Consider the following 19,708-nt stretch of genomic DNA (forward strand, 5'->3'; position numbering starts at 1 on the left):
GTTCATGGGCCTGATCCGGGTCTACCAGGCGACCTTGAGCCTGTGGCTGGGGCCGCGGTGCCGCTTTTATCCCTCGTGCTCGCACTACGGCTACGAGGCTTTCCGTCGGCATGGCACCGCGCGCGGCCTCTGGCTGACCGCCCGCCGACTCCTCCGTTGCCACCCGTGGAATCCGGGCGGCGTCGACGAGGTACCGCCGGCCGCGGACCGGCCGCGTCGGTGGTTCCGAAGGGCGGGTAGATTGGCCCATTCCACTCCGCACGACCACGCGACAGCTGCGGGCTCGTCGACGCGCACACGCGTCCCACCGCCACAGGGAGCACGACGGTGAAGATCTTCGAGCCGCTCTACGACGGTGTTTCGTGGATTATTCTCACGTTACATAAGGCCTTCGACCACATCGGCATGAACGAGGACTGGTCGTGGTGTCTGGCCATCGTCGGCCTGGTGATGTTGATCCGGATCGCGCTCATCCCGCTGTTCGTCAAGCAGATCCGCTCGATGCGCAACATGCAGGTGCTGCAGCCGAAGATCCGGGCCATCCAGGAGCGCTACAAGGGTGACCGGGAGAAGACCTCCCAGGAGTTGATGAAGCTCTACAAGGAGCACAACACCAACCCCCTGTCGAGCTGCTTCCCGGTGCTCGCCCAGTCCCCGTTCTTCTTGGCGCTGTTCCGGGTGCTCAACGGGATCGCGAAGGGCCACGCCGTCGGGGTGCTGACCCAGGCCGATGTGAACAGCGCACGCAAGGCCACGTTCCTCGGTGCCAGCCTGTCGGACAAGTTCGTCGGCGCGAACACCACCCACGTGCAGATCGTGACGATCATCATGATCGTCGCGATGTCGGCGTCGCAGTTCTACACGCAGCGCCAGCTGATGACGAAGAACATGCCGGCCCCGGTACCGGGCCAGCCGCAGAGCCCGTTCATGCAGCAGCAGAAGCTGATGATGTACCTGTTCCCGATCATGTTCGGGGTCTTCGGCATCAACTTCCCGGTCGGCGTGCTGCTGTACTGGCTGGTCTCGAATTTCTGGTCAATGGGCCAGCAGCTGTACGTCATCCGGCGCATGCCCGCGGTGGGTAGCCCGGCGTACGAGGCCATGATGAAGCGCAAGGAGAAGCACGACCCCGGGGCGGATGCGGCCACGACGGCCAAGGCCGGCGGCGGGTCGAACGGCGCGGCACCCGATGGCGGCGGCGATGAGGGCGACGGCGGAACCAAGACCGCACGCCAACAACCGCAGCGCCAGACGCGCAGCCAGCGCAGCCCCAAGAAGCGTTGACGTCGCCGCACCGGCGGCATTGGTCGAGATTAGGGAGTCCCTGCGGTGAGCAAGGCCACTGAGTCGACGGCGCTCGACGACGAAGTCCTCGAGGACGACGACGAGCAATCCGACGCGGAGTCCGGGACAGGCTCGGGCGGACGGTCCCGCAAGCCGTCGCCGGCGCGCCTGGAGCTACTCGAGCAGGAGGGCGAGATCGCGGCGGACTACCTCGAGGGTCTGCTGGACATCGCCGATCTGGACGGCGACATCGACATGGACGTCGAGGGCGACCGGGCCGCGGTGTCCATCGTCGGCGCCGACCTCAAGCAGTTGGTCGGCAAGGGCGGCGCGGTGTTGGACGCGGTCCAGGAACTGACCCGGCTCGCGGTCCTGCGGGCCACCGGCGAACGCAGTCGCTTGATGCTGGACATCGGCGGCTTCCGCGCTGCCCGTCGCACCGAGCTGACCGAGCTGGGCGCCAAGTCCGCAGAGCAGGCCAAGGAGACCGGTGAGCCGGTACGGCTGGCGCCGATGACGCCGTTCGAGCGCAAGGTGGTGCACGACGCCGTCGCCGCCGCCGGCCTGCGCAGCGAATCCGACGGTGAGGAACCCAACCGGCGCGTGGTCGTCTACCCGTCCTGACCCATCCGGGAGCAACACGGTGATGGTCGAGCAGACGGCGGTGACCGTCCCCGCTCCGCCGCGCGGCGCCGTGGAGTTGCTGGGCGACCGCCTGTCGGTGATGGTGCGCTACGCCGAGGCGTTGGCCGGCGCGGGTGTGGTGCGCGGGCTGATCGGCCCGCGGGAGGTGCCGCGGCTGTGGGACCGGCACCTGCTGAACTGCGCGGTGCTCACCGAGGCACTCCCGCCCGGCGAACGGGTGGCCGACGTCGGCTCCGGAGCCGGGTTGCCCGGGCTGGTGCTGGCGATCCTGCGGCCGGACTTGGAGTTGGTGTTGCTCGAACCGCTGCTGCGACGCACTGTCTTCCTCACCGAAATGGCGCAGACGCTGGAGTTGCCCAACGTGACCGTGCGCCGCGCTCGCGCGCAGGACTGCCCCGATCTGCGGGGGGCGTTCGATGTGGTGACCGCCCGAGCGGTGGCGCCGTTGCCCAAGCTTCTTGACTGGTCTCTCCCCCTGGTCCGCGACGGCGGCAGACTGCTCGCGCTGAAGGGCGAGAGCGCGGCCGCCGAGGTGGCCGAGGTGCGCGCCGGCAAGCGCCGGTACGCCATGGCATCGATCGAGGTGCGGTCGCTGGGCGAGCGATTTGTGGACACGCCCACGACGGTGGTGGAGTTGCGCCTGCGCGCCGGCAATGTTTCACGTGAAACAGGTAGGTGACTGTGGTCGCAGGGTGGGTGTTCCGACCTCCGCGGGGTCCGTTGGGCGACACCGCGGACGAGCAGCCGATCGACGAGCCGCCTATCGCGTCCGCGGCGCGGGTGGCAGCGGCGGTGCGCACCGGCATGATGACGCGGCTGCCCCGTCCACCGCGGCGGCGGGTCATGGTGGTCGCCAACCAGAAGGGCGGCGTGGGCAAGACCACCACGACGGTGAACCTGGCCGCGGCCCTCGCACTGCAGGGCCAATCAGTCCTGGTGCTCGATCTGGACCCGCAGGGCAACGCCTCCACGGCGTTGGGGGTTCCGCATTCCGAGGGCACGCCGTCCACCTACGACGTGCTGATTGACGGCGTTCCTATTAAGGACGTGGTCTGCCAGGCCGCACACCTGCCGAACCTGACGTGCGTGCCGGCGAGCATCGACCTGGCCGGCGCCGAGATGCAGATGTTCGGCATGGAGTCCCGCGAGTGGCTGCTCAGTCGGGCGCTCGAGGCCTACGACCTCGAGCAGGTCGACTATGTGTTCATCGACTGCCCGCCGTCGCTCGGTCTGCTGACGCTCAACGCCCTGGTCGCGGCCGGCGAGGTGTTGGTGCCGGTGCAGTGCGAGTACTACGCGCTGGAGGGTCTGACCCAGTTGATGCGGACCATCGAGATGGTGCGCGCCGGCCTGCGTCCCGAGTTGAGGCTGTCCACCATTCTGCTCACCATGTACGACGGCCGCACCCGGCAGGCCGAGCAGGTCGCGACCGAGGTGCGCAACTACTTCGGCGGCCTGGTGCTGCGCAGCACGATCCCCCGATCGGTTCGCGTCTCCGAGGCGCCCAGCCACGGCCAGACCGTGCTCACCTACGACCCGGGCTCGCCGGGCGCGCTGTCCTATTTGGACGCCGCCCGTGAGATTGCCCGCGCCGCGTTCGACCCGCCGGAGTAGATACCGGGATCCGTCGCGATCGACGGTTACGTTTCACGTGAAACATCACCGCACCCAAGGAGCGCGGCATGACGCAGAAGAGTCGGGGCCTGGGTCGGGGCCTCGGGGCGTTGATCCCGACAGGTCCGCTGTCCAATGAGGCCGCCGAGCACCTGGTGGGCAGCCCGGGCGGGACAGCGCTCGCGGTGAAGCCGAGGGGCGCCAAGCGCCTGGACCTGGTGGTCGACGAACCGCCCGCCCCGGCGAGTGTGGACGGCGCGTACTTCGCGGAGCTCCCGGTCACGGCCATCGTGCCGAACCCGCGGCAACCGCGCAGCGTGTTCGATCCCGACGCGATGGCGGAGTTGGTGACCTCGCTGAAGGAGGTTGGCCTGCTCCAGCCGATCGTGGTGCGCAGTACCGGTTCGGGCAGCTACGAGTTGGTGATGGGGGAGCGCCGGTGGCGCGCGTGCCAACTGGCCGGGTTCGACAAGGTGCCCGCGATTGTCCGGCAGACCGAAGACGACTCGATGCTGGTCGACGCCCTGCTGGAGAACCTGCACCGCGCGGCGTTGAATCCCCTGGAGGAGGCGGCCGCCTACGACCAACTGCTGCAGGACTTCGAGTGCACACATGACGTGCTGGCCGCTCGCATCGGCCGCTCCCGCTCCCAGGTGTCCAACACGATCCGACTGTTGAAGCTGCCGCCCGCGGTGCAGCGCCGGGTGGCCGCCGGCGTGCTGTCCGCCGGCCACGCCCGGGCGCTGTTGTCCCTGGACGACGGCGACGCGCAGGAGCACCTGGCCTCGCGAGTGGTGGCGGAAGGCCTGTCTGTCCGCGCGATTGAGGAACTGGTCGCCGTCGGCGACACGGTCAAGCCGAAGAAGGCCAAGCGGGCCGGTGCGGCGAAGCGGGTGTCCGCCGCGATGGACGAGCTGGCCGGTGATCTCGCCGACCGCTGGGACACCCGGGTGAAGATCCAGATGGGCCGCGGCCACGGGAAGCTCATCGTGGAGTTCGCCTCCGCCGAGGATTTGGACCGCATCGTCGGCCTGATGCGGGCCGCGCGTTAGGCCGAATGGGTGAATGGGTCGATTAGGCCGAATGGGTGAACCCCCGGCCGGGCAAGCAAGGTAATGCGTTTGTTGGTGTTTTGTTTGCCTTCTCTTGGGGATGGCTGCGGTCTATCCTCTGCTGGTGACTCGCCGGCTGGTGAACATCACGCTGGACAACCTCGATGAGTTGCCCAGCCGCTGCCGCTCCTGCGTGTTCTGGGAGTTGGACCCGGTAGCCGGTGATCGGGCAGCGCGCGGTGGGGACACCGCGTTCGAGAAGGAGGCCTGGGTCTCCGCGACGCTGTTGGAGTGGGGCTCCTGCGGCAAGCTGGTCCAGGTCGACGGCATCACCGCGGGCTATGTCGGCTATTCACCGCCCGGCTATGTGCCCCGCTCGATCGCCTTCCCGACCAGCCCGGTGAGCCCGGATGCGGTGCTGCTGACCACCGCCTTCATCCTGCCCGAGTTCGCCGGCGGCGGCTTGGGCCGGATGTTGGTCCAGGGCGTGGCCAAGGACCTGACCCGACGCGGGGTCAAGGCCATGGAGGCCTTCGGTGACGCGAAGTGGGAAGCACCGAACTGCTTGGTGCCCGCGGACTACCTGCGCTCGGTGGGCTTCAAGACCGTCCGTCCGCACCCGCGCTTCCCGCGCCTGCGGCTGGAGCTGAAGAGCACCGTCTCCTGGCGCGAGGACGTGGAGGTAGCCCTCGAACGTTTGCTCGGTTCCATGTCCCCGGAGCCAGCCTTCCGGCCAGTCTGAGGCAGCGTCAGTTCAGCCGCCGGACAGCAGCTCGCCGATGCGCAGGACCCCCGTCGGGGCATCCTCATCCGGCGGCAGATAGAGCCGCTGCACGGCGATCACGATGGATTCGGCGACGACGTCCCGGAACGACGGGTCGGCCAACCGGGCCGCGTCGCCGGGATTGGTCAGATAACCCAGATCCACCCGCACCGTGGGCATTCGGGTGCGTCGCAGCAGGTCCCAGGTCTTCCCGTGCACGCCGCAATCGGTCAGGTCGGTGCGGGCCACGATCTCGCTGAGCAGCAGCTCGGCGAAGCGCTCGCCGACCGCGCTGGACTGCCCGTACCGGTCGGTGCCGAAGAAGTAGGTGGCCACTCCGTTGGCCGCCGGGTTCGAATGACCGTCCACGTGCAGCGAGACCACCAGGTCGGCGCGCGCCTCGTTGGCGAACATCGCCCGGGCCTCGTCGTCCAGGTCGACGCGGGCTGCATGCCGGGCGCTGACCGCGCGGGTCAGGTAGGCCTGCACGCCGGTGGCGGTGAGCCGGCCCTCGATGCGCGCGGCCAGATCCTCCACGACGCCGGACTCGGTGAGCCCATTGCCGATGTGTCCGTGGTCCAAGCCACCGTGGCCGGGATCGATCACCACGACCTTGCCGCCCAGGCGGGGGCCGGAGCGCATCACCGCCTCGGCCTCGCGCAGGTGGTGGGCGTGACCGCCGACCACCGTGCGGGTCAACCGCTCCAGCGCCCGGAAGGTCTCCGGGCCGCAGGTGCCATCGGCGTTGACCCCCAGACTCTGCTGCAGCTCGCGCAACGCGCGGGCGCTGTCCGGCCCGAAAATGCCGTCCACCTGGCCGCAGTTGAAGCCGAGATCCAACATGCGCCGCTGCAGCGCGGCCACGTCATCGCCCCGCTGCAGACGGCTGACCTGGTGGGACAGGATCCGGTCGCCCAGCCGCCAGCGGGCTTCCTCCAGCGCGTCGTAGGTCTCCCGCCCGACCAAGCCGTCGACGTTCAGCCCGCGTTGCTGCTGAAAGTGCCGAACGGCCCGGTCGCAGGCCTCGTCGAAGACGGCGTCGTTGGGGTCCTCGACGACGTCGGGGGAGTCGGGCAACAGCGCAAGGATGGCCAGCTTGCGGCGGACCTCGGCCACCGTGGGCCCGCGGTCACCCTTGCGGTGCACGGGGTACGGCCGCCGCTGACTGTCCACGCCGACCTCACCCCCCAGCTCGGGACGACGCCCACCACCGTCCGCCCAAACCGGAGCTTAGACGTACTCGGCGAGATCCTTCAGGATCAACGGCTTCGGCTTCGCGCCGATGATCTGCTTGACCACCTCACCGCCGCGGTACAGGTTCATGGTCGGAATCGAGACCACCCCGTACTTGGCCGCGGTGCGCGGGTTCTCGTCCACGTTGAGCTTGAGGATGCGGATTTTGCCCTCGCTCTCGGCGGCGATTTCCTCCAGGATCGGGGCGACCTGGCGACACGGTCCGCACCACGGCGCCCAGAAGTCGACCAATACCAGCACGTCGGCGTCGAGGACGTCGGCCTGGAAGGTCTGGTCGGTGGTGGCTGCAATCGAGCCCATGGTGTTTCTCCTCCTGATGGTCCGCCGCCGGCGGACCGGTGTTGGAACTTACGTGGGTTGGTTGGTCAGTGGTGACCGAGCGCGGCCAGGTAGCGCTCCGCGTCCAGAGCGGCGGCGCACCCGGTGCCCGCCGCGGTGATCGCCTGCCGGTAGATGTGGTCGACCACGTCGCCGCAGGCGAACACCCCGGCGAGGTTGGTACGTGTGCTGGGGCTGTCCACCAGCACATACCCCTCGGGGTCGGTGTTCACCTGCCCGGCCAGCAGCTCCGAGCGCGGCTCATGCCCGATGGCCACGAACAGCCCGGTCACGTCCAGCTTGGACTCCTCGCCGGTCTTCAGGTTGCGCACGACGAGCCCGGCGAGCTTGTCCTCGCCGATGATGTCAATCGGCTCGGTGTCCCACAGGAACGAGATCTTCGGGTTGTCGAACGCGCGCTGCTGCATGATCTTGCTGGCGCGCAGCTCGTCCCGACGGTGGATCACCGTGACGCTGCGGGCGAAGCGAGCCAGGAAGGTGGCCTCCTCCATCGCCGAGTCGCCACCGCCGACCACGGCGATGTCCTGGTCGCGGAAGAAGAAACCGTCGCAGGTGGCGCACCAGGAAACCCCGTGGCCGGACAGCCGCTTCTCGTGGGCCAGGCCCAGCTCCTTGTACTTCGACCCGGTGGCCAGGATCACCGTGTGGGCGGTGTATTCCACACCCGAGGCAACCACCTTCTTGATCTCGCCGGTGAGGTCCACCGCGGTGACGTCGTCACCGACCAGCTCGGCGCCGAAGCGCTCGGCCTGGGCACGCATCGCGAACATCAGGTCCGGGCCCTGGACTCCCTCGGCGAAGCCGGGGAAGTTCTCCACCTCGGTGGTGTTCATCAGTGCGCCGCCCATAGTGACGGCGCCCTCGAACATCAGCGGCTTGAGGTCCGCGCGGGCCGCGTAGACAGCAGCGGTGTAGCCGGCCGGACCCGAGCCGATCACGATCACGTTGCGTGGGTCGGTCACTGTTCCTCGCTACCCCTTCAGCGTCCTGGCAGGTATTTCGCCCTGCGTGCAAGCCAACCGATCCTAGGGGCCGGTTGTTCCCGAGCAATGCTCGCACCACGGGGCCGGAACGACGAAGGCCCCGCCCGGCGGGCGAGGCCTTTCGTGCAGGTGAGGGGGCTCAGCGCTCGACGGACTCGCTGCGCGAACTGGAGGCGCTGGGCGACGTGCCACCGACGCGCGGCACCGGAGTGGAATCAGTGTTCGACTGCGGAGCGGGCTTGTTCACCCGCTGCTCCCACTGGGCGGTGTCCTCGGTGGCCGGGCTGCTGTTCGAGCAGTTGCCGTAGAAGACGTAGCCGATCACCTGGTTGGCGTTGTCCTGGGCCGCGACGACCACGATGGTCGCCTTGTGCCCGGCCCACATGCCCTCGTCACCGGCCAGCGCGGGCTGGCCCAGTTGCCGCGCGCAGCGTTGCACCCGGTATTTGACCTCCGGCGCGGCGGGGCCGCGGCCGGGGGCTGAGGGGGCCATGTCGAACCGCTGGTAGCTGAGCGCCATGTTCTGCGGGTAGATCGACGGCGACGGGCCCGTGGTGGGACCGGCCGTGGGGCCCGCGTTCGGGTCGGTCTGCGGACCGCCGGCGGAGGTGGAGGTGTAGCTGCCCGACGGGGAGTCGTGCGAGGCCTGGGTGAGCAGGTCCATCACCTTGTTGGCGAAGTTGTCCTGGGTGTACTCGCTGCCCGACTGCGAGACGTAGGTGTTCTTGGCGTCTTGCGTAGTGACCTTGTTGTTGTCGGGGTTGCTCGACCCCGACACATTGCTGGGGGCCTTGGTGGTGGCCGGGCGCACCTGCTGCGCGGGCGCGGCGGTGGCCTCCGGCGCGTTCACCGCGGCCGGATCCTGGACCGGGGCCGGCTGCGCGGTGGCTGCGGGCTGGGCCGGCTTGGGGTTGGACTTCGACCCGTTGTCCTTCTTGCCGTTGTCCTTGGGCTGCTTGATCGTCGGCGGGACACCGGTGGACTTCTGCTGCGGCTTGGGCGCGATCACCGTCGGCGGGTCGCTCTTGTTCGCACCGGGCAGCACCACCGTGCCGTCGGGCAGCAGGACCTTGCCGTTCGGCATGTAGATCCAGCCGCTCTTCTCGTCGACCTTGATGCCGTGCTTGCGCTTGACGGCATCCTTCGGCGGCGTGGGCAGCGTGTCGAACGAGCGCGCCGGGGCGATGGCCTCCTGAGAGGGCCCGGGGGACACCAGGTCGGTGTGGTTACCGAGGGTCTGCACGCCCAGCGCGGCGCCGCCGATCAGCAGCACCACACCAGCGGCAACGGTGCCCACCCGACGCAGGCCGGTCACCATCACCTTGCGTCGAGTCGCCAGGTCGATGACCTTGGCGCCGCCGGCCTCGGCCTCGGCCGGGGCATTCAGGATCGGAACGGCCTCGGGATTCGGTAGGCCCCCGGGTTGAAGACGCACCGGAGGTTCGGCGGCGACCAGCTCGGCCAGCACGGCGTCGATCCGGGTTGCGTACTCGGCGGGCATTGGGCCCACCTCATCGGCGCGCAGAATCTCCTGCAGGGAGACCAGCAGCATGGCCTCGGACCGGCAGGGTTCGCAGTCATCGAGGTGGGCCTGTACCCGCCCGGCCTCGGACTCGCCAAGAAGACCCTCGGCGTGGTCCGCCAGGGTCTCTGTACTTACATGGTCACGGTAAGTCATGTCCGCTGGTCCGCTCCTTCCGCCTGCCCACTCGGTGGGCTTGGCGGTCCCCCAGTCGCCGATGTCGGGCCCCGGTGCAGAGGCACAACGTTGGCGCTCACTCCAGGTTCGACGCAGGCAGCGGCAATCTCGTTCCCTTGCCTTAAATGCGACAACAACGGAAGAAGTCGGGCCCGGCCACGGGCGCACCGACTCTTCACGGTCCCGGTCGGGACGCCAAGAATCTTGCCCGCCTCCTCGACCGGATAACCTTGGAGATCTACCAGGACCAGCGCCGCCCGTTGGTCCATGGGCAGCGTGGCGAGCGCAGCCGCGACATCCATGGACAAATCGGCGTCCTCGGTGGGGTCCTCGGAAATTGCCAGGTCCCGGCCGGCGCGGTCCTCCTCGGTGTCCTGCTCGGGCAGCGGCACCGTGCGCCGGATGCTCTTGCGTCGAGCCCGGTCCAGGCAGGCGTTGACCACGATGCGGTGCAGCCACGTGGTGATCGCGGCGTCGCCGCGGAAACCGGCGGCGGCCCGGTAGGCCGAGACCAGGGCGTCCTGGACGGCGTCCGCGGCCTCCTCCGGGTCACCCAACGTGCGCAACGCGACCGCCCACATGCGGTCCCGGTGGCGCCGGACGATCTCCCCGAACGCGTCGGGATCACCCTCGCGGTGCAAATCCAGCAGCGCGCGGTCGGTGGCCTCGATGAGGTCAGGCACGGCACCGCATCCCGGCGCCGCGCTGGGTTACGCAGGGCATACCGGGGACGAATGCGTGCGACATCGCAGCTGTCTCCCGGCGCTCGACGGACGGATCAGAAAATACGGTACTCGGCGGTTACCGCCGCGGTCCCCACCTAGCCCGGCCGGGTGCGCCGGGCACAGCAGCCTCTCAACCGCTCACCGACACCTCGGAAATGCCCCCGCGGTAGCCGCCGGCCGGGTCCTTCGGGAGCTTGGTCAGCCAGATCAGCAGGAACCGGGTACGGGTGGCGAACGACAGCCGCAGCGTCTGCTCGGTCCCCAGGTCCTCCTCGGCGTCCGCCACCAGGTAGGCGTTCAGGCCCGCCGGTGCGGTGATGGCGTTGGCGTTCACCGCGCGGACCTCCACCGAGGTGCCCTCCCGCGGGAAGATCAACTTGACCTGGCGCACGGTCTGCACCCGGCCCAGGTCCAACACCAGGCCGACGCCCGGCTTGAGCTTGCCGAAGGTGGCCGAGGTGTACCGGTCGGTGCGCCAAACGGTGTCGGGGTTGCCGTCGACCGCGAGGGAGACCTGGTCGCCGTTCTCCTGGCCGTCGCCGCCGGGAGGTGGGTCGAAGTCACGCACGTCGGCGATCCGGACGGCCTGCAACGGGCCGGTGGACGGGATCGCGTCCGCATCGCCGTTGGACCCGACCGCGCGCACGATCTGCCAACTGAGCAGCACCAGCCCCAGCACCAGCATGCCGATCACGCCGATCTGCACCCCGCGGGTGGCCGCGGACGGCTTCCAACCGCCGTCGGAGCCCGGGAACGGCGCCAGGATCTGGTTCACCGCGGCCATCGGGCCGGTCGCGTCGGGCGCCGGGCCGGGACCGGACGGCGGGCGGGGCCTGGGCAACTGACGCAGTTCCGCGGCCAACTCGCCGGGGCTGCGCAACGGGGTGCCCTCCCGGGGGTGTGCATTGAGCACCCGGTCCACGATCGCATCGACCCCGTCCGGCACCCCGGCCCGCACCTGACGGGGGGTGCAGATAGCACCGTTCTCGTACGGCGCCGCGGACAACCCGAACGCCTCACCCTCCGGCCACTTCGCGGTCAGCGCCGCATGCAGCACCCGACCCAGCGCGCGGGTGTCCGCGCGGGCGGGATCAGTGGCCGAGGTGGAGTGCAGCGCGGCCTCCACGCACAGGCCGAAGATCTTCACCTGGCCCTCGGGGGTCAGCAGCACGGTGTCCGGCTGCAGCCGCAGGTGCGCCAACCCGGCCGCATGCGCGAGCGCCAGCGCATCGGCCGCGTCGGTGATCATCCGTTGGGCGTCCATCGGATCCAGCGGACCCTCGCGGGTGAGCACGTCGCTGAGCGCACGGGCCTCGGGCAGCCATTCGTAGACGATGTGCACGGTGCCGCCGCGGTGCACCGCGTCGAGGATGCGGACAAAGCGGGCATCCTCGAAGGTGGCCGCCGCCCGGGCGGCGCCGATGGCGGCCTCGGCGAGTTCGTGGTCTTCGGGGATGAGGTACATGCCGACCGGGCGGGCCAACATCTCATCGGTCGCGTGCCAGATGGAAATGCCGTCGGCGTCGCTGATGCACTCCGAGAGCCGGTACCGGTCGGCCAGCCGAGCACCGACCTCCGGCGTGGCTCGCAGCACTTGACTATTTCCTTCCGCACCGGGCGCGCGACGTCCTCCGTGCCGTCGGCTGCCCGTGCTACTTGCCGGCCATACTAGGCACGGTTCGGTCCCGTCGCCGGGCTATTCCGACGGTGCGTTCCGCATCGATTCAGCGACCGAGCCGCGCCCGTAGCGTGGAGATCAGATCGGCCACCTCACAGATCCCCATCCGGGCCGCGATCACCAGGTAGGCGACGAGCAGCGACAGGCCGCCGACGACCACAGTGACCATGGACCCGGTGGCGCTGTTCCCCCAGTGCCGGTAGCAGATCTCACTGATGAGCAGGGTGGGCACGGCAGCTCCGACACCGGCCACGATCAACCGGTCGTAGGCGCGCAGCACCTCGGCGCCCAGGGGGCCGATGCGCCGGGACAGCTTGCGCGCGGAGATGCCGACGCCGACCAGATAGGACAAGGAGTAGCTCGCCGCCAACGCGACGGAGATCCAGCGATCCGGCAGCAGTGCATTCGCGCCGAGGGCCAGCGCGATGTTGCTGCCCGCGATCCACACGTTGATGGTCACCGGGGTGCGGGTGTCCTCGAACGCGTAGAACCCGCGCAGCAGTTGGTAGTGCACGGTGAACGGCACCAGGCCGAGCGCGAAGGCGGACAGCACGAACCCGATGTACTGCGCGTTGTCCACGGTGGTGTTGCCGTGCGCGAACATCGCAATGCACAGGCTGGGGCCCAGCACGCCGAAGCCGATGGCCGCGGGCACGATCGCGGCGCCGGTCAGCCGCAGCCCGGAGATCATGTCCGCGCGTACTTCGTCCAACCGCGCGTCGTGCACCGAGCGACTCATCTTCGGCAGCAGCGCGGTGACCACCGAGACGGTGACCACGGCGTGCGGCAGCAGCATGATCAGGTAGGCCTTGGTGTACGGGGTGAAGCCGCGGCCGGGGTAACCGGCGTCGGCGGCGTGCAGGCCCGCGGCGGTGGAAAGCTGCACCACCACGATGTAGGCGACCTGGTTGACCAGGACGAACAGCAATGTCCACTTCGCCAACGCGTAGGAGTGGCCCAGGCCCTTGCCGCGCAGGTCGAAGCGCGGCCGGTAGCGGTAGTCGGTGGTCTTCAGCGCGGGCAGCAGGGCGAGCGCCTGCACCACCACGCCGAGGGTGGTGCCGATGCCCAGCAGCCGCACCTGTCCGGCGCTGACGGTGTCCGGCGTGACGCTATGCCCGTGGGTGGCAACCAGGAACATGATCCCGGTGACGATCACCACCAGGTTGTTCAGGATCGGGGTGACCATCATCGGCCCGAACCGGCCGCGGGCGTTGAGCACCTGACCGAACATCACGTGCAGGCCGTAGAAGAAGATCTGTGGCAGGAAATAGCGGGCGAAGGTGACCGCTACGTCGTAGTCGGCCTTCGAGTCCGAATGCGAGAACGTGTACGCGTAGGACCGGATCACCAGTGGCGCGAAGATCACCGTGAGCACAGTGACGACCAACAGCACGAGTCCGATCGCAGTGATCAGCCGGTCGGCGAAGGCCTGGCCGCCGTCCGCGTCATTGCGCAACGCCCGGACCAACTGCGGCACGAACACCGCGTTCAGGGCGCCGCCGGCGAGCAGGATGTAGACGATGTTCGGGATCGTGTTCGCGACGTTGTAGGTCTCGGCGAACACCGTGGTGCCGATCGCCCAGATCATCACCAGGTCCCGGAAGAACCCGGTGATCCGGGAGCCGACCGTGCCCAGCGCCATGACCGCGCCGGCGCGCGTGACGGCGGCGTCGACCCGGGGGGCGTCGCTCACAGCTGCACTTTCTGTTCGGTGGCCCGTCGGTTCTGCCGGGCCGCCCGGACCCGGCGGATGTTGCGCAGCACGGCGATGGTGAACAGCAGGCCGCCGCCGCCGATGACCACGATCAGGCCGACGCTGCCGTAGTTGGTCACGTTCACGCGCAGCGGCAGGGGCGTGGTGAACGAGTTGCCCGCGGCGTCCAGAAGTTCCACCTCCAACCGCGCGATGCCGTTCGCGGTGGCCTCGGCCGGAATCTGCACACTCTTCTTCCGGCCGGCCGGGATGGTGACCAGGTCGGGCGCGCCGGTGCGCAATCGGCCGGGCACCAATGACCGGATCTCCGGTCGAACCGCAATGGCCTGGCTCAGCCCGTTGGAGATGGTGATCGGGATGGTGCCGTGGCTGCTGGACAGGGTCACCAGGCTGCGGCCGATGATGCGCACCTTGCCCTGGTCGCCGCGCACGTCATCACGCAGCTCCTGCAGGTAGTCCCGAGCACCGGAGGGGTCGGGTATCCACGCCGAGGACGCGGCGCGCAATGCGGCGGCCGTGTAGTTGTCGATGAGCTTGCCCGGGCTGACCATCACGTTCGCCAGTCGGTCCAGCTCCGCGGTGGTGCGCCGCAGCCGCAGCACCTGGAAGCTGCGCAGGCCGTCGGTGGGCACCGGCGCGGGATTGGTGAAGGCGGTGGCGGCCAGTTCCGGTGGCACCGGCGTGCTGCTCAACGTGGCCAGGCTGACCGTGCGCAGCCACGGGGCGGCGGCGGCCGCGGCCAGTAGCCGTTGCGCGGTACCCGGGGCCGGCGCCCATCGTCGGGGTGGGGAGATCAGCACGGATCGGCCGGCGTTGGGCCGCTCCAGGGTGATCATGGCGGTGTCCGCCAACATCTCCTGCTGGGCCAGCGTGGTCGCCCCGCGGGCGGCCAGGTCGCCGGCGAAAATCGTGGCCAGGCCGGTATCGGCGATCAACACCTCCAGCGGGCCCGCCGAGGTCGCCACCGTGGCCCGTCCGGTCGGGGTGTAGGTGAGTGTGGCCAGCGCGGGGATCTGACTGCCCGCCAGGACCACCGTGCGCGCGCCGACCCGGCGCAGCGTGGCCAGCGTGGTGGCGTCGGTGGTGGCCTGTACCGGCCAGGCCACCGTGGTGTCCGATTCCCGGCCGAGTTGCCGCGCGGTCACGGTCCGGGCCCGGGCCAGCGCGCGGGTGATCGCGTCGCTGTCCGTGCCGATGCTCAACGCGGCGGTGTCCGGGTCGGCGTAGGGCAGGGCAGCTACCGGGCGACCGTTGAGTTGGGCGCGCAGGGTGCTCAGCCAGCGTGCCGCGTTCGGATCGGCCGCGGCGTCGGAGACCGCGGTGCCGGTGCGGCGCTCGTGCGTGGCACCGAGCGCGGCGGCGGCTTCCAGTACCTCGGGGTCGACCATCCAGGTGACCGGCAGGGCGCCGGGCGCGGCGGCCAGGTCCGCGAGCCGACCGCCCGGCGCCACCTCGGTGGCCAGGGTGTCGTTGACGAACGCCCCGCGGGCATCCCGGCCGGGTTGGTCCACCAGCGGCCAGATCCAACTGACCCGGGTGGGCTGGTAGGTCTTGGTCTCCGGCAGGTAGGGCAGGAACGTGGTCAACGTCGCGGCCGTGGCACCCGTCCCGTCGCGGTCTCCGTGGGCTGCCACCTGCAACGCGTACACGCCGTTGCCGGCCAACTTGAGGGACTCCATGGGGACAGAGATCTTCCAGGTCACGCTCGACCCGGGCGCGACATCGGCCAGCGGTCGGGCGCCGCCGGGCACGGCGGCGGCGCCCTTCAACGGCGTGACCTCGGCGGCCAGCGAGTGCAGTTCCCCGCGGGTGGCCACCGGTCGATGCCGCACCGCCACCGACACGGTGGGCGTGTGCCACACGCCGGGGCCGGGGTTGATGACCGCGCCGCGAAAGACGAGCTTCCCGTCTGGCTTGACCGCGGCCGGACCGACGGTGTCCAGCACCACCTGCACCGCGCCGGCAGGCTCGACGGCGTGCGAGGGCGTCGGGCCGAGCAGGCTCAGCAGCGGGGCGAACGCACACGCCGCGGCGGCGAGGCCCACCGTCGCGCCGGGTCGCGAGTCGAGCGTCACCCGCCGTCCGCGGCCGGGTTGTCGGACGGCGGGTCCGCGGCCGAGTGCCCCGCGCCGTATTGCTCGGGCAGCGCGGAGAGCAACTTGCGTTCGGTGTCGTAGGACAGTCGTCGGGACAGGTCGTCCAGCGGTACCCAGGCCACCTCGTCCACCTCGACGTCGGCGTCGGACAGCTCGCCGGACTGCGCCTCGAGCAGGAAGTGGTGCACGGTCTTGTGCACGCGCTGTCCGTCGGCCACGAACCAGAAGTCGATCACACCCAGCTTCTGCAGGACTTGGCCGAGGATGCCGGTTTCCTCCTGCACCTCGCGCACCGCCGCGTCCTGCGGACTCTCCCCGGCCTCCAGGTGACCCTTGGGCAGCGACCACAGCAGACGCCCGCGTCGATCCAGCCGACCGATCAGGGCGGCCTGCACGATCGGGCCGGCGCGATCCAGCACCAGACCGCCGGCGGAGACCTCCGATACCGTGCGCAGCCGCCGCGAGGGCGTCGGCGAGCGCGGCGTGGAGGGCATTCGTCGATGCTATTCCCGAGCCGGCGCGGGCAGTGGGCTCGACGCTTCGGGTTAGGGTGGCCGATCGTGCCGCGTCAGACCCCGCCTGCGATCCCCGAGTCCGTCGACCCGGCGGGGCTGACCGCAGCCCAGGGTCGGGCGGTGGTGGAACTGCTGCGCATCTCACCGGTGGCCGTCGAACTCGGTCGACGCTTCGCGGCGGCCGGGGAGGAAATCGCGCTGGTCGGCGGGACGGTGCGGGATGCCCTGCTCGGGCGGCTGGGCGAGGACCTGGACTTCGCCACCTCGGCCCGCCCGGATTCCACGGCAGCCATCCTCAAGGGCTGGGCCGAGTCGATCTGGGACGTCGGGGCGGCGTTCGGCACTGTCGGGGCGGCCCGCAGCGGCTACAAGCTGGAGATCACCACCTATCGGGCGGACGCCTACGACCGTGAATCGCGCAAACCCGAGGTGGCCTTCGGCGAGGACCTGGTCGCGGATTTGGCCCGCCGCGACTTCGCGGTGAACGCGATGGCGGTGCGGTTGCCCGACGTCGAGTTCGTCGACCCGTACGGCGGGCTGCGTGACCTCCGCGATCGCGTCCTGCGGACACCGAGAGGCCCGGTGGAGTCGTTCTCCGACGATCCGTTGCGGATGATGCGGGCGGCCCGCTTCGCCGCGCAGCTGGACTTCAGCGTGGCCGAGCCGGAACGGGCCGCGATGGCGGAGATGGCCGAGCGGATCGGCATCGTCTCCGCGGAGCGGGTGCGGGAGGAACTGGTACGGCTGATCAACAGCTCGAGCCCGCGGCGTGGCCTGGAGCTGTTGGTGAGCAGCGGCCTGGCCGCCCTGGTGCTTCCGGAATTGCCCGCGCTGCGGCTGGAGATCGACGAGCACCACCGGCACAAGGACGTCTACGAGCACACGTTGACCGTGCTCGAGCAGGGGATGGCGCTGGAGGAGGACGGTCCGGACTTCGTGCTGCGCTTCGCTGCGCTCATGCACGACGTGGGCAAGCCACGGACGCGGCGCAACGAGCCCGGCGGGCGGGTCAGCTTTCACCATCACGAGGTGGTCGGGGCGCACCTGACCAAGGCCCGGATGAAGGCGTTGCGCTTCGACAAGGTGACCACCGAGGACGTGGCCCGGTTGGTCGAGCTGCACCTGCGGTTCCACGGCTTCGCCGGCGGGGAGTGGACGGACTCTGCGGTGCGCCGCTACGTCCGCGACGCCGGGCACCTGCTGGCCCGGCTGCACAAGCTCACCCGGGCGGACTGCACCACCCGCAACAAGCGCAAGGCCGCCGCGCTGGCCCGGTCCTATGACGCCTTCGAGCAGCGCATCGCGGCGTTGGCCGCGCAGGAGGAACTGGACGCGTTGCGTCCGGCGCTGGACGGCAACGAGATCATGGCCGAACTGGGCGTGGCGCCGGGTCCGGTGGTCGGCGAGGCCTACCGCTATCTGCTCGACCTACGCATCGAGCAGGGGCCGATGAGCCGCGCGGACGGCGCGGCCGCGTTGCGCTCCTGGTGGGCAAGCCGTGAAGCGGAGCAGACCAAGTGACTCCGTTCGAGGGACGGCCCCGCATCGAAGCGGTAACGACCCTTGATCCGGGCTGTGAGCCGCCCCGTACCGTGCTGAGCAACCCCGGCCGGAGCTGAGGGTCACTCGCTTGTGAGGGAGCGTCGGAATATGCGGCTCGAGCAGATGCGCGGCTACCGCGCCGTTGCTGTCGGCGTCGCCGGCATGTTGGTGCTGGCGGGCTGCGGCGGTGGGGGCGGGAAAAGCTCGGCGCAACCCAGTTCGGGCGCCAGCTCGGCCTCCGGCCAGTCCGGCTCGATCACCGTGTCCGGGTGTCGACCGCAGAACCCGCTGATCCCCTCGGACACCAACGAGACCTGCGGCGGCAACATCCTGGACCAGATCACCGCCAAGCTCGTCCGCTACGACGCGGAGACCGGCGAGCCGAGCAACGACATCGCCGAGTCCATCGACACCAAGGACGCAAAGACCTACACGATCAAGCTCAAGCAGGGCGTCAAGTTCCACGACGGCACCGACGTCAAGGCCAAGAATTTCGTCGATGCCTGGAACTTCGGCGCATACGCGGGCAACGCGCAGGTGGACGCCTCGTTCTTCGAGCCCATCAAGGGCTACAAGGACGTCTCGGCCAAGGACTCGAAGGTCGACACGATGTCCGGGCTGAAGGTGGTGGACGACTACACCTTCACCGCCACCATGGAGCGCAAGTACGCGATCTTCCCGTTGATCGTGGGCTACACCGCGTTCGCGCCGCTGCCCGACTCCTTCTTCGCCGATAAGGGCGCGGCGTTCCAGAAGCACCCGATCGGGGCGGGCCCGTTCAAGTTCGTCTCCGGCGACCCGGACAACGGTTACGTGCTCGAGGCCGACCCTGCCTATGACCGGGCCGGCAAGCCGCACATCCAGAAGGTGACCTACAAGGTCTACACGTCGGCGCAGGCGGCCTACAACGACATCATCAGCAACTCCCTGGACATGCTCGACGTGCTGCCCACCTCGGTGCTGGTCGGCAACGTCTACCAGAAGGACATCCCCGGCCGTTCGTTCGAGAAGACCGTCGGTCAGTTCCAGGCGATCGACTTCCCGCCGTCGAACGTGGACTCCTCCTACGACAACCCGAAGCTGCGGCACGCGATCTCCATGGCCGTCGACCGGCAGGCGATCATCGACGCGGTGTTCGGCGGCACCAAGACCATTGCCACCGGCTGGGTCTCACCGGTGGTGAGCGGTTACAAGGAGGGTGCCTGCGGCGAGTGGTGCACTTACAACCCGACCCGGGCCAAGCAGCTGTACGACGAGGCCGGCGGGCACAAGGGCCCGATCACCATCTCCTACAACACCGGGGAGGGTGCCGACCACGGGCCGTGGATCACCGCGGTGTGCAACAGCATTCACCAGGTGCTCAACGCCGAGTGCGACCCGACCCCGGTCGCCACCTTCAAGGCGTACCGGGACCAGATCCAGAGCCGCAAGATGCACGGCATGTTCCGGGCCGGTTGGCAGATGGACTACCCGTCGATCGAGGACTTCCTGACCCCGCTGTACTCCACCAAGGCCTCCTCGAACGACAACGACTACTCCAACGCCGCCTTCGACGCCAAGCTGAAGGACGCCGGGGCGAAGACCTCGCTGGACGAGGCCAACCTGGCCTACGAAATGGCGGAGCAGATGCTGGGCAATGACATGCCCTCGCTGCCCATGTGGAGTTCCAAGCTCATCGGTGGCTTCTCCAACCGGGTGGCCAACGCCGGTCTGACCGTGTTCGGCACCTACAACCTCGCCGCCGTCACCTTGAAATAACCCCGCGGTGCGGGGTGTGGGCAGCGGGGCCGGCGCTCTCTAGG

18 protein-coding genes are annotated in these 19,708 nt (G+C 69.4%); 9 read left to right on the plus strand and 9 right to left on the minus strand.

What is annotated here, in order from left to right:
- Positions 1-4 precede the first annotated feature (4 nt).
- The 7 genes from yidD (at position 5) to VGJ14_02675 (ending at position 5,337) form a co-directional block, all read left to right on the plus strand.
- Positions 5-331, plus strand: a complete 327-nt coding sequence (yidD, locus tag VGJ14_02645) for a membrane protein insertion efficiency factor YidD (GenBank protein HEY2831296.1) — start codon at positions 5-7, stop codon at positions 329-331.
- Positions 328-1,284 carry a membrane protein insertase YidC gene (gene yidC, locus VGJ14_02650; protein HEY2831297.1) on the plus strand — a complete coding sequence of 319 codons (957 nt, stop codon included), beginning with the start codon at positions 328-330 and terminating at the stop codon, positions 1,282-1,284. The genes yidD and yidC overlap by 4 nt, the downstream gene beginning before the upstream one ends.
- Positions 1,285-1,329: 45 nt before the next feature.
- Positions 1,330-1,908: a R3H domain-containing nucleic acid-binding protein gene (locus VGJ14_02655; protein ID HEY2831298.1), complete on the plus strand. Its 579-nt coding sequence runs from the start codon at positions 1,330-1,332 to the stop codon at positions 1,906-1,908.
- 22 nt (positions 1,909-1,930) lie between these two features.
- Positions 1,931-2,608, plus strand: a complete 678-nt coding sequence (gene rsmG, locus VGJ14_02660; protein ID HEY2831299.1) for a 16S rRNA (guanine(527)-N(7))-methyltransferase RsmG — start codon at positions 1,931-1,933, stop codon at positions 2,606-2,608.
- Entirely contained in the window at positions 2,605-3,543 is a 939-nt protein-coding gene (locus VGJ14_02665) for a ParA family protein (protein HEY2831300.1), read from the plus strand. The genes rsmG and VGJ14_02665 overlap by 4 nt, the downstream gene beginning before the upstream one ends.
- 68 nt (positions 3,544-3,611) lie before the next feature.
- On the plus strand, positions 3,612-4,595 hold the full coding sequence (locus VGJ14_02670) for a ParB/RepB/Spo0J family partition protein (protein HEY2831301.1): 984 nt from the start codon (positions 3,612-3,614) through the stop codon (positions 4,593-4,595).
- Positions 4,596-4,719: 124 nt separating this feature from the next.
- Positions 4,720-5,337: a GNAT family N-acetyltransferase gene (locus VGJ14_02675; GenBank protein HEY2831302.1), complete on the plus strand. Its 618-nt coding sequence runs from the start codon at positions 4,720-4,722 to the stop codon at positions 5,335-5,337.
- 12 nt (positions 5,338-5,349) lie between these two features.
- Here the strand turns inward: VGJ14_02675 and VGJ14_02680 are convergent, their stop codons facing one another.
- The 9 genes from VGJ14_02680 to VGJ14_02720 form a co-directional block, all read right to left on the minus strand.
- The gene (locus VGJ14_02680) at positions 5,350-6,531 is read right to left on the minus strand and encodes an N-acetylmuramoyl-L-alanine amidase (GenBank protein ID HEY2831303.1); all 1,182 of its coding nucleotides are present in this window, start codon (positions 6,529-6,531) and stop codon (positions 5,350-5,352) included.
- Between the two features lie 57 nt (positions 6,532-6,588).
- Positions 6,589-6,912, minus strand: coding sequence for a thioredoxin (gene trxA / locus VGJ14_02685; GenBank protein ID HEY2831304.1), 324 nt, complete (start codon positions 6,910-6,912; stop codon positions 6,589-6,591).
- Positions 6,913-6,977: 65 nt separating this feature from the next.
- Complete coding sequence (gene trxB / locus VGJ14_02690; GenBank protein ID HEY2831305.1) at positions 6,978-7,913, minus strand: thioredoxin-disulfide reductase; 936 nt, start codon at positions 7,911-7,913, stop codon at positions 6,978-6,980.
- Positions 7,914-8,073: 160 nt separating this feature from the next.
- Positions 8,074-9,612, minus strand: a complete 1,539-nt coding sequence (locus VGJ14_02695; GenBank protein HEY2831306.1) for a zf-HC2 domain-containing protein — start codon at positions 9,610-9,612, stop codon at positions 8,074-8,076.
- Positions 9,609-10,316, minus strand: coding sequence for an RNA polymerase sigma factor SigM (gene sigM, locus VGJ14_02700; protein ID HEY2831307.1), 708 nt, complete (start codon positions 10,314-10,316; stop codon positions 9,609-9,611). Before sigM ends, VGJ14_02695 begins: the two co-directional genes overlap by 4 nt.
- A gap of 172 nt (positions 10,317-10,488) precedes the next feature.
- Positions 10,489-11,952 carry a hypothetical protein gene (locus VGJ14_02705; protein ID HEY2831308.1) on the minus strand — a complete coding sequence of 488 codons (1,464 nt, stop codon included), beginning with the start codon at positions 11,950-11,952 and terminating at the stop codon, positions 10,489-10,491.
- A gap of 130 nt (positions 11,953-12,082) precedes the next feature.
- The gene (gene murJ / locus VGJ14_02710) at positions 12,083-13,732 is read right to left on the minus strand and encodes a murein biosynthesis integral membrane protein MurJ (protein ID HEY2831309.1); all 1,650 of its coding nucleotides are present in this window, start codon (positions 13,730-13,732) and stop codon (positions 12,083-12,085) included.
- Entirely contained in the window at positions 13,729-15,828 is a 2,100-nt protein-coding gene (locus VGJ14_02715) for a DUF6049 family protein (protein HEY2831310.1), read from the minus strand. Before VGJ14_02715 ends, murJ begins: the two co-directional genes overlap by 4 nt.
- Positions 15,825-16,343, minus strand: coding sequence for an NUDIX hydrolase (locus tag VGJ14_02720; protein HEY2831311.1), 519 nt, complete (start codon positions 16,341-16,343; stop codon positions 15,825-15,827). The genes VGJ14_02715 and VGJ14_02720 overlap by 4 nt, the downstream gene beginning before the upstream one ends.
- A gap of 66 nt (positions 16,344-16,409) precedes the next feature.
- On the opposite strand from VGJ14_02720, the gene VGJ14_02725 reads away from it, so the two are divergent.
- Positions 16,410-17,885, plus strand: coding sequence for a CCA tRNA nucleotidyltransferase (locus VGJ14_02725; GenBank protein HEY2831312.1), 1,476 nt, complete (start codon positions 16,410-16,412; stop codon positions 17,883-17,885).
- A gap of 129 nt (positions 17,886-18,014) precedes the next feature.
- The gene (locus tag VGJ14_02730; protein HEY2831313.1) at positions 18,015-19,664 is read left to right on the plus strand and encodes an ABC transporter substrate-binding protein; all 1,650 of its coding nucleotides are present in this window, start codon (positions 18,015-18,017) and stop codon (positions 19,662-19,664) included.
- Positions 19,665-19,708 lie beyond the last annotated feature (44 nt).

Source organism: Sporichthyaceae bacterium, assembly GCA_036493475.1.
In the GTDB taxonomy this organism is placed as follows: domain Bacteria; phylum Actinomycetota; class Actinomycetes; order Sporichthyales; family Sporichthyaceae; genus DASQPJ01.

Coding starts and splice junctions, on each gene's coding strand:
- yidD (HEY2831296.1), top strand. CDS start 5: ATGGGCCTGATCCGGGTCTACCAGGCGACCTTGAGCCTGTGGCTGGGG.
- rsmG (HEY2831299.1), top strand. CDS start 1,931: ATGGTCGAGCAGACGGCGGTGACCGTCCCCGCTCCGCCGCGCGGCGCC.
- VGJ14_02670 (HEY2831301.1), top strand. CDS start 3,612: ATGACGCAGAAGAGTCGGGGCCTGGGTCGGGGCCTCGGGGCGTTGATC.
- trxA (HEY2831304.1), bottom strand. CDS start 6,912: ATGGGCTCGATTGCAGCCACCACCGACCAGACCTTCCAGGCCGACGTC.
- VGJ14_02695 (HEY2831306.1), bottom strand. CDS start 9,612: ATGACTTACCGTGACCATGTAAGTACAGAGACCCTGGCGGACCACGCC.
- VGJ14_02720 (HEY2831311.1), bottom strand. CDS start 16,343: ATGCCCTCCACGCCGCGCTCGCCGACGCCCTCGCGGCGGCTGCGCACG.
- VGJ14_02730 (HEY2831313.1), top strand. CDS start 18,015: ATGCGGCTCGAGCAGATGCGCGGCTACCGCGCCGTTGCTGTCGGCGTC.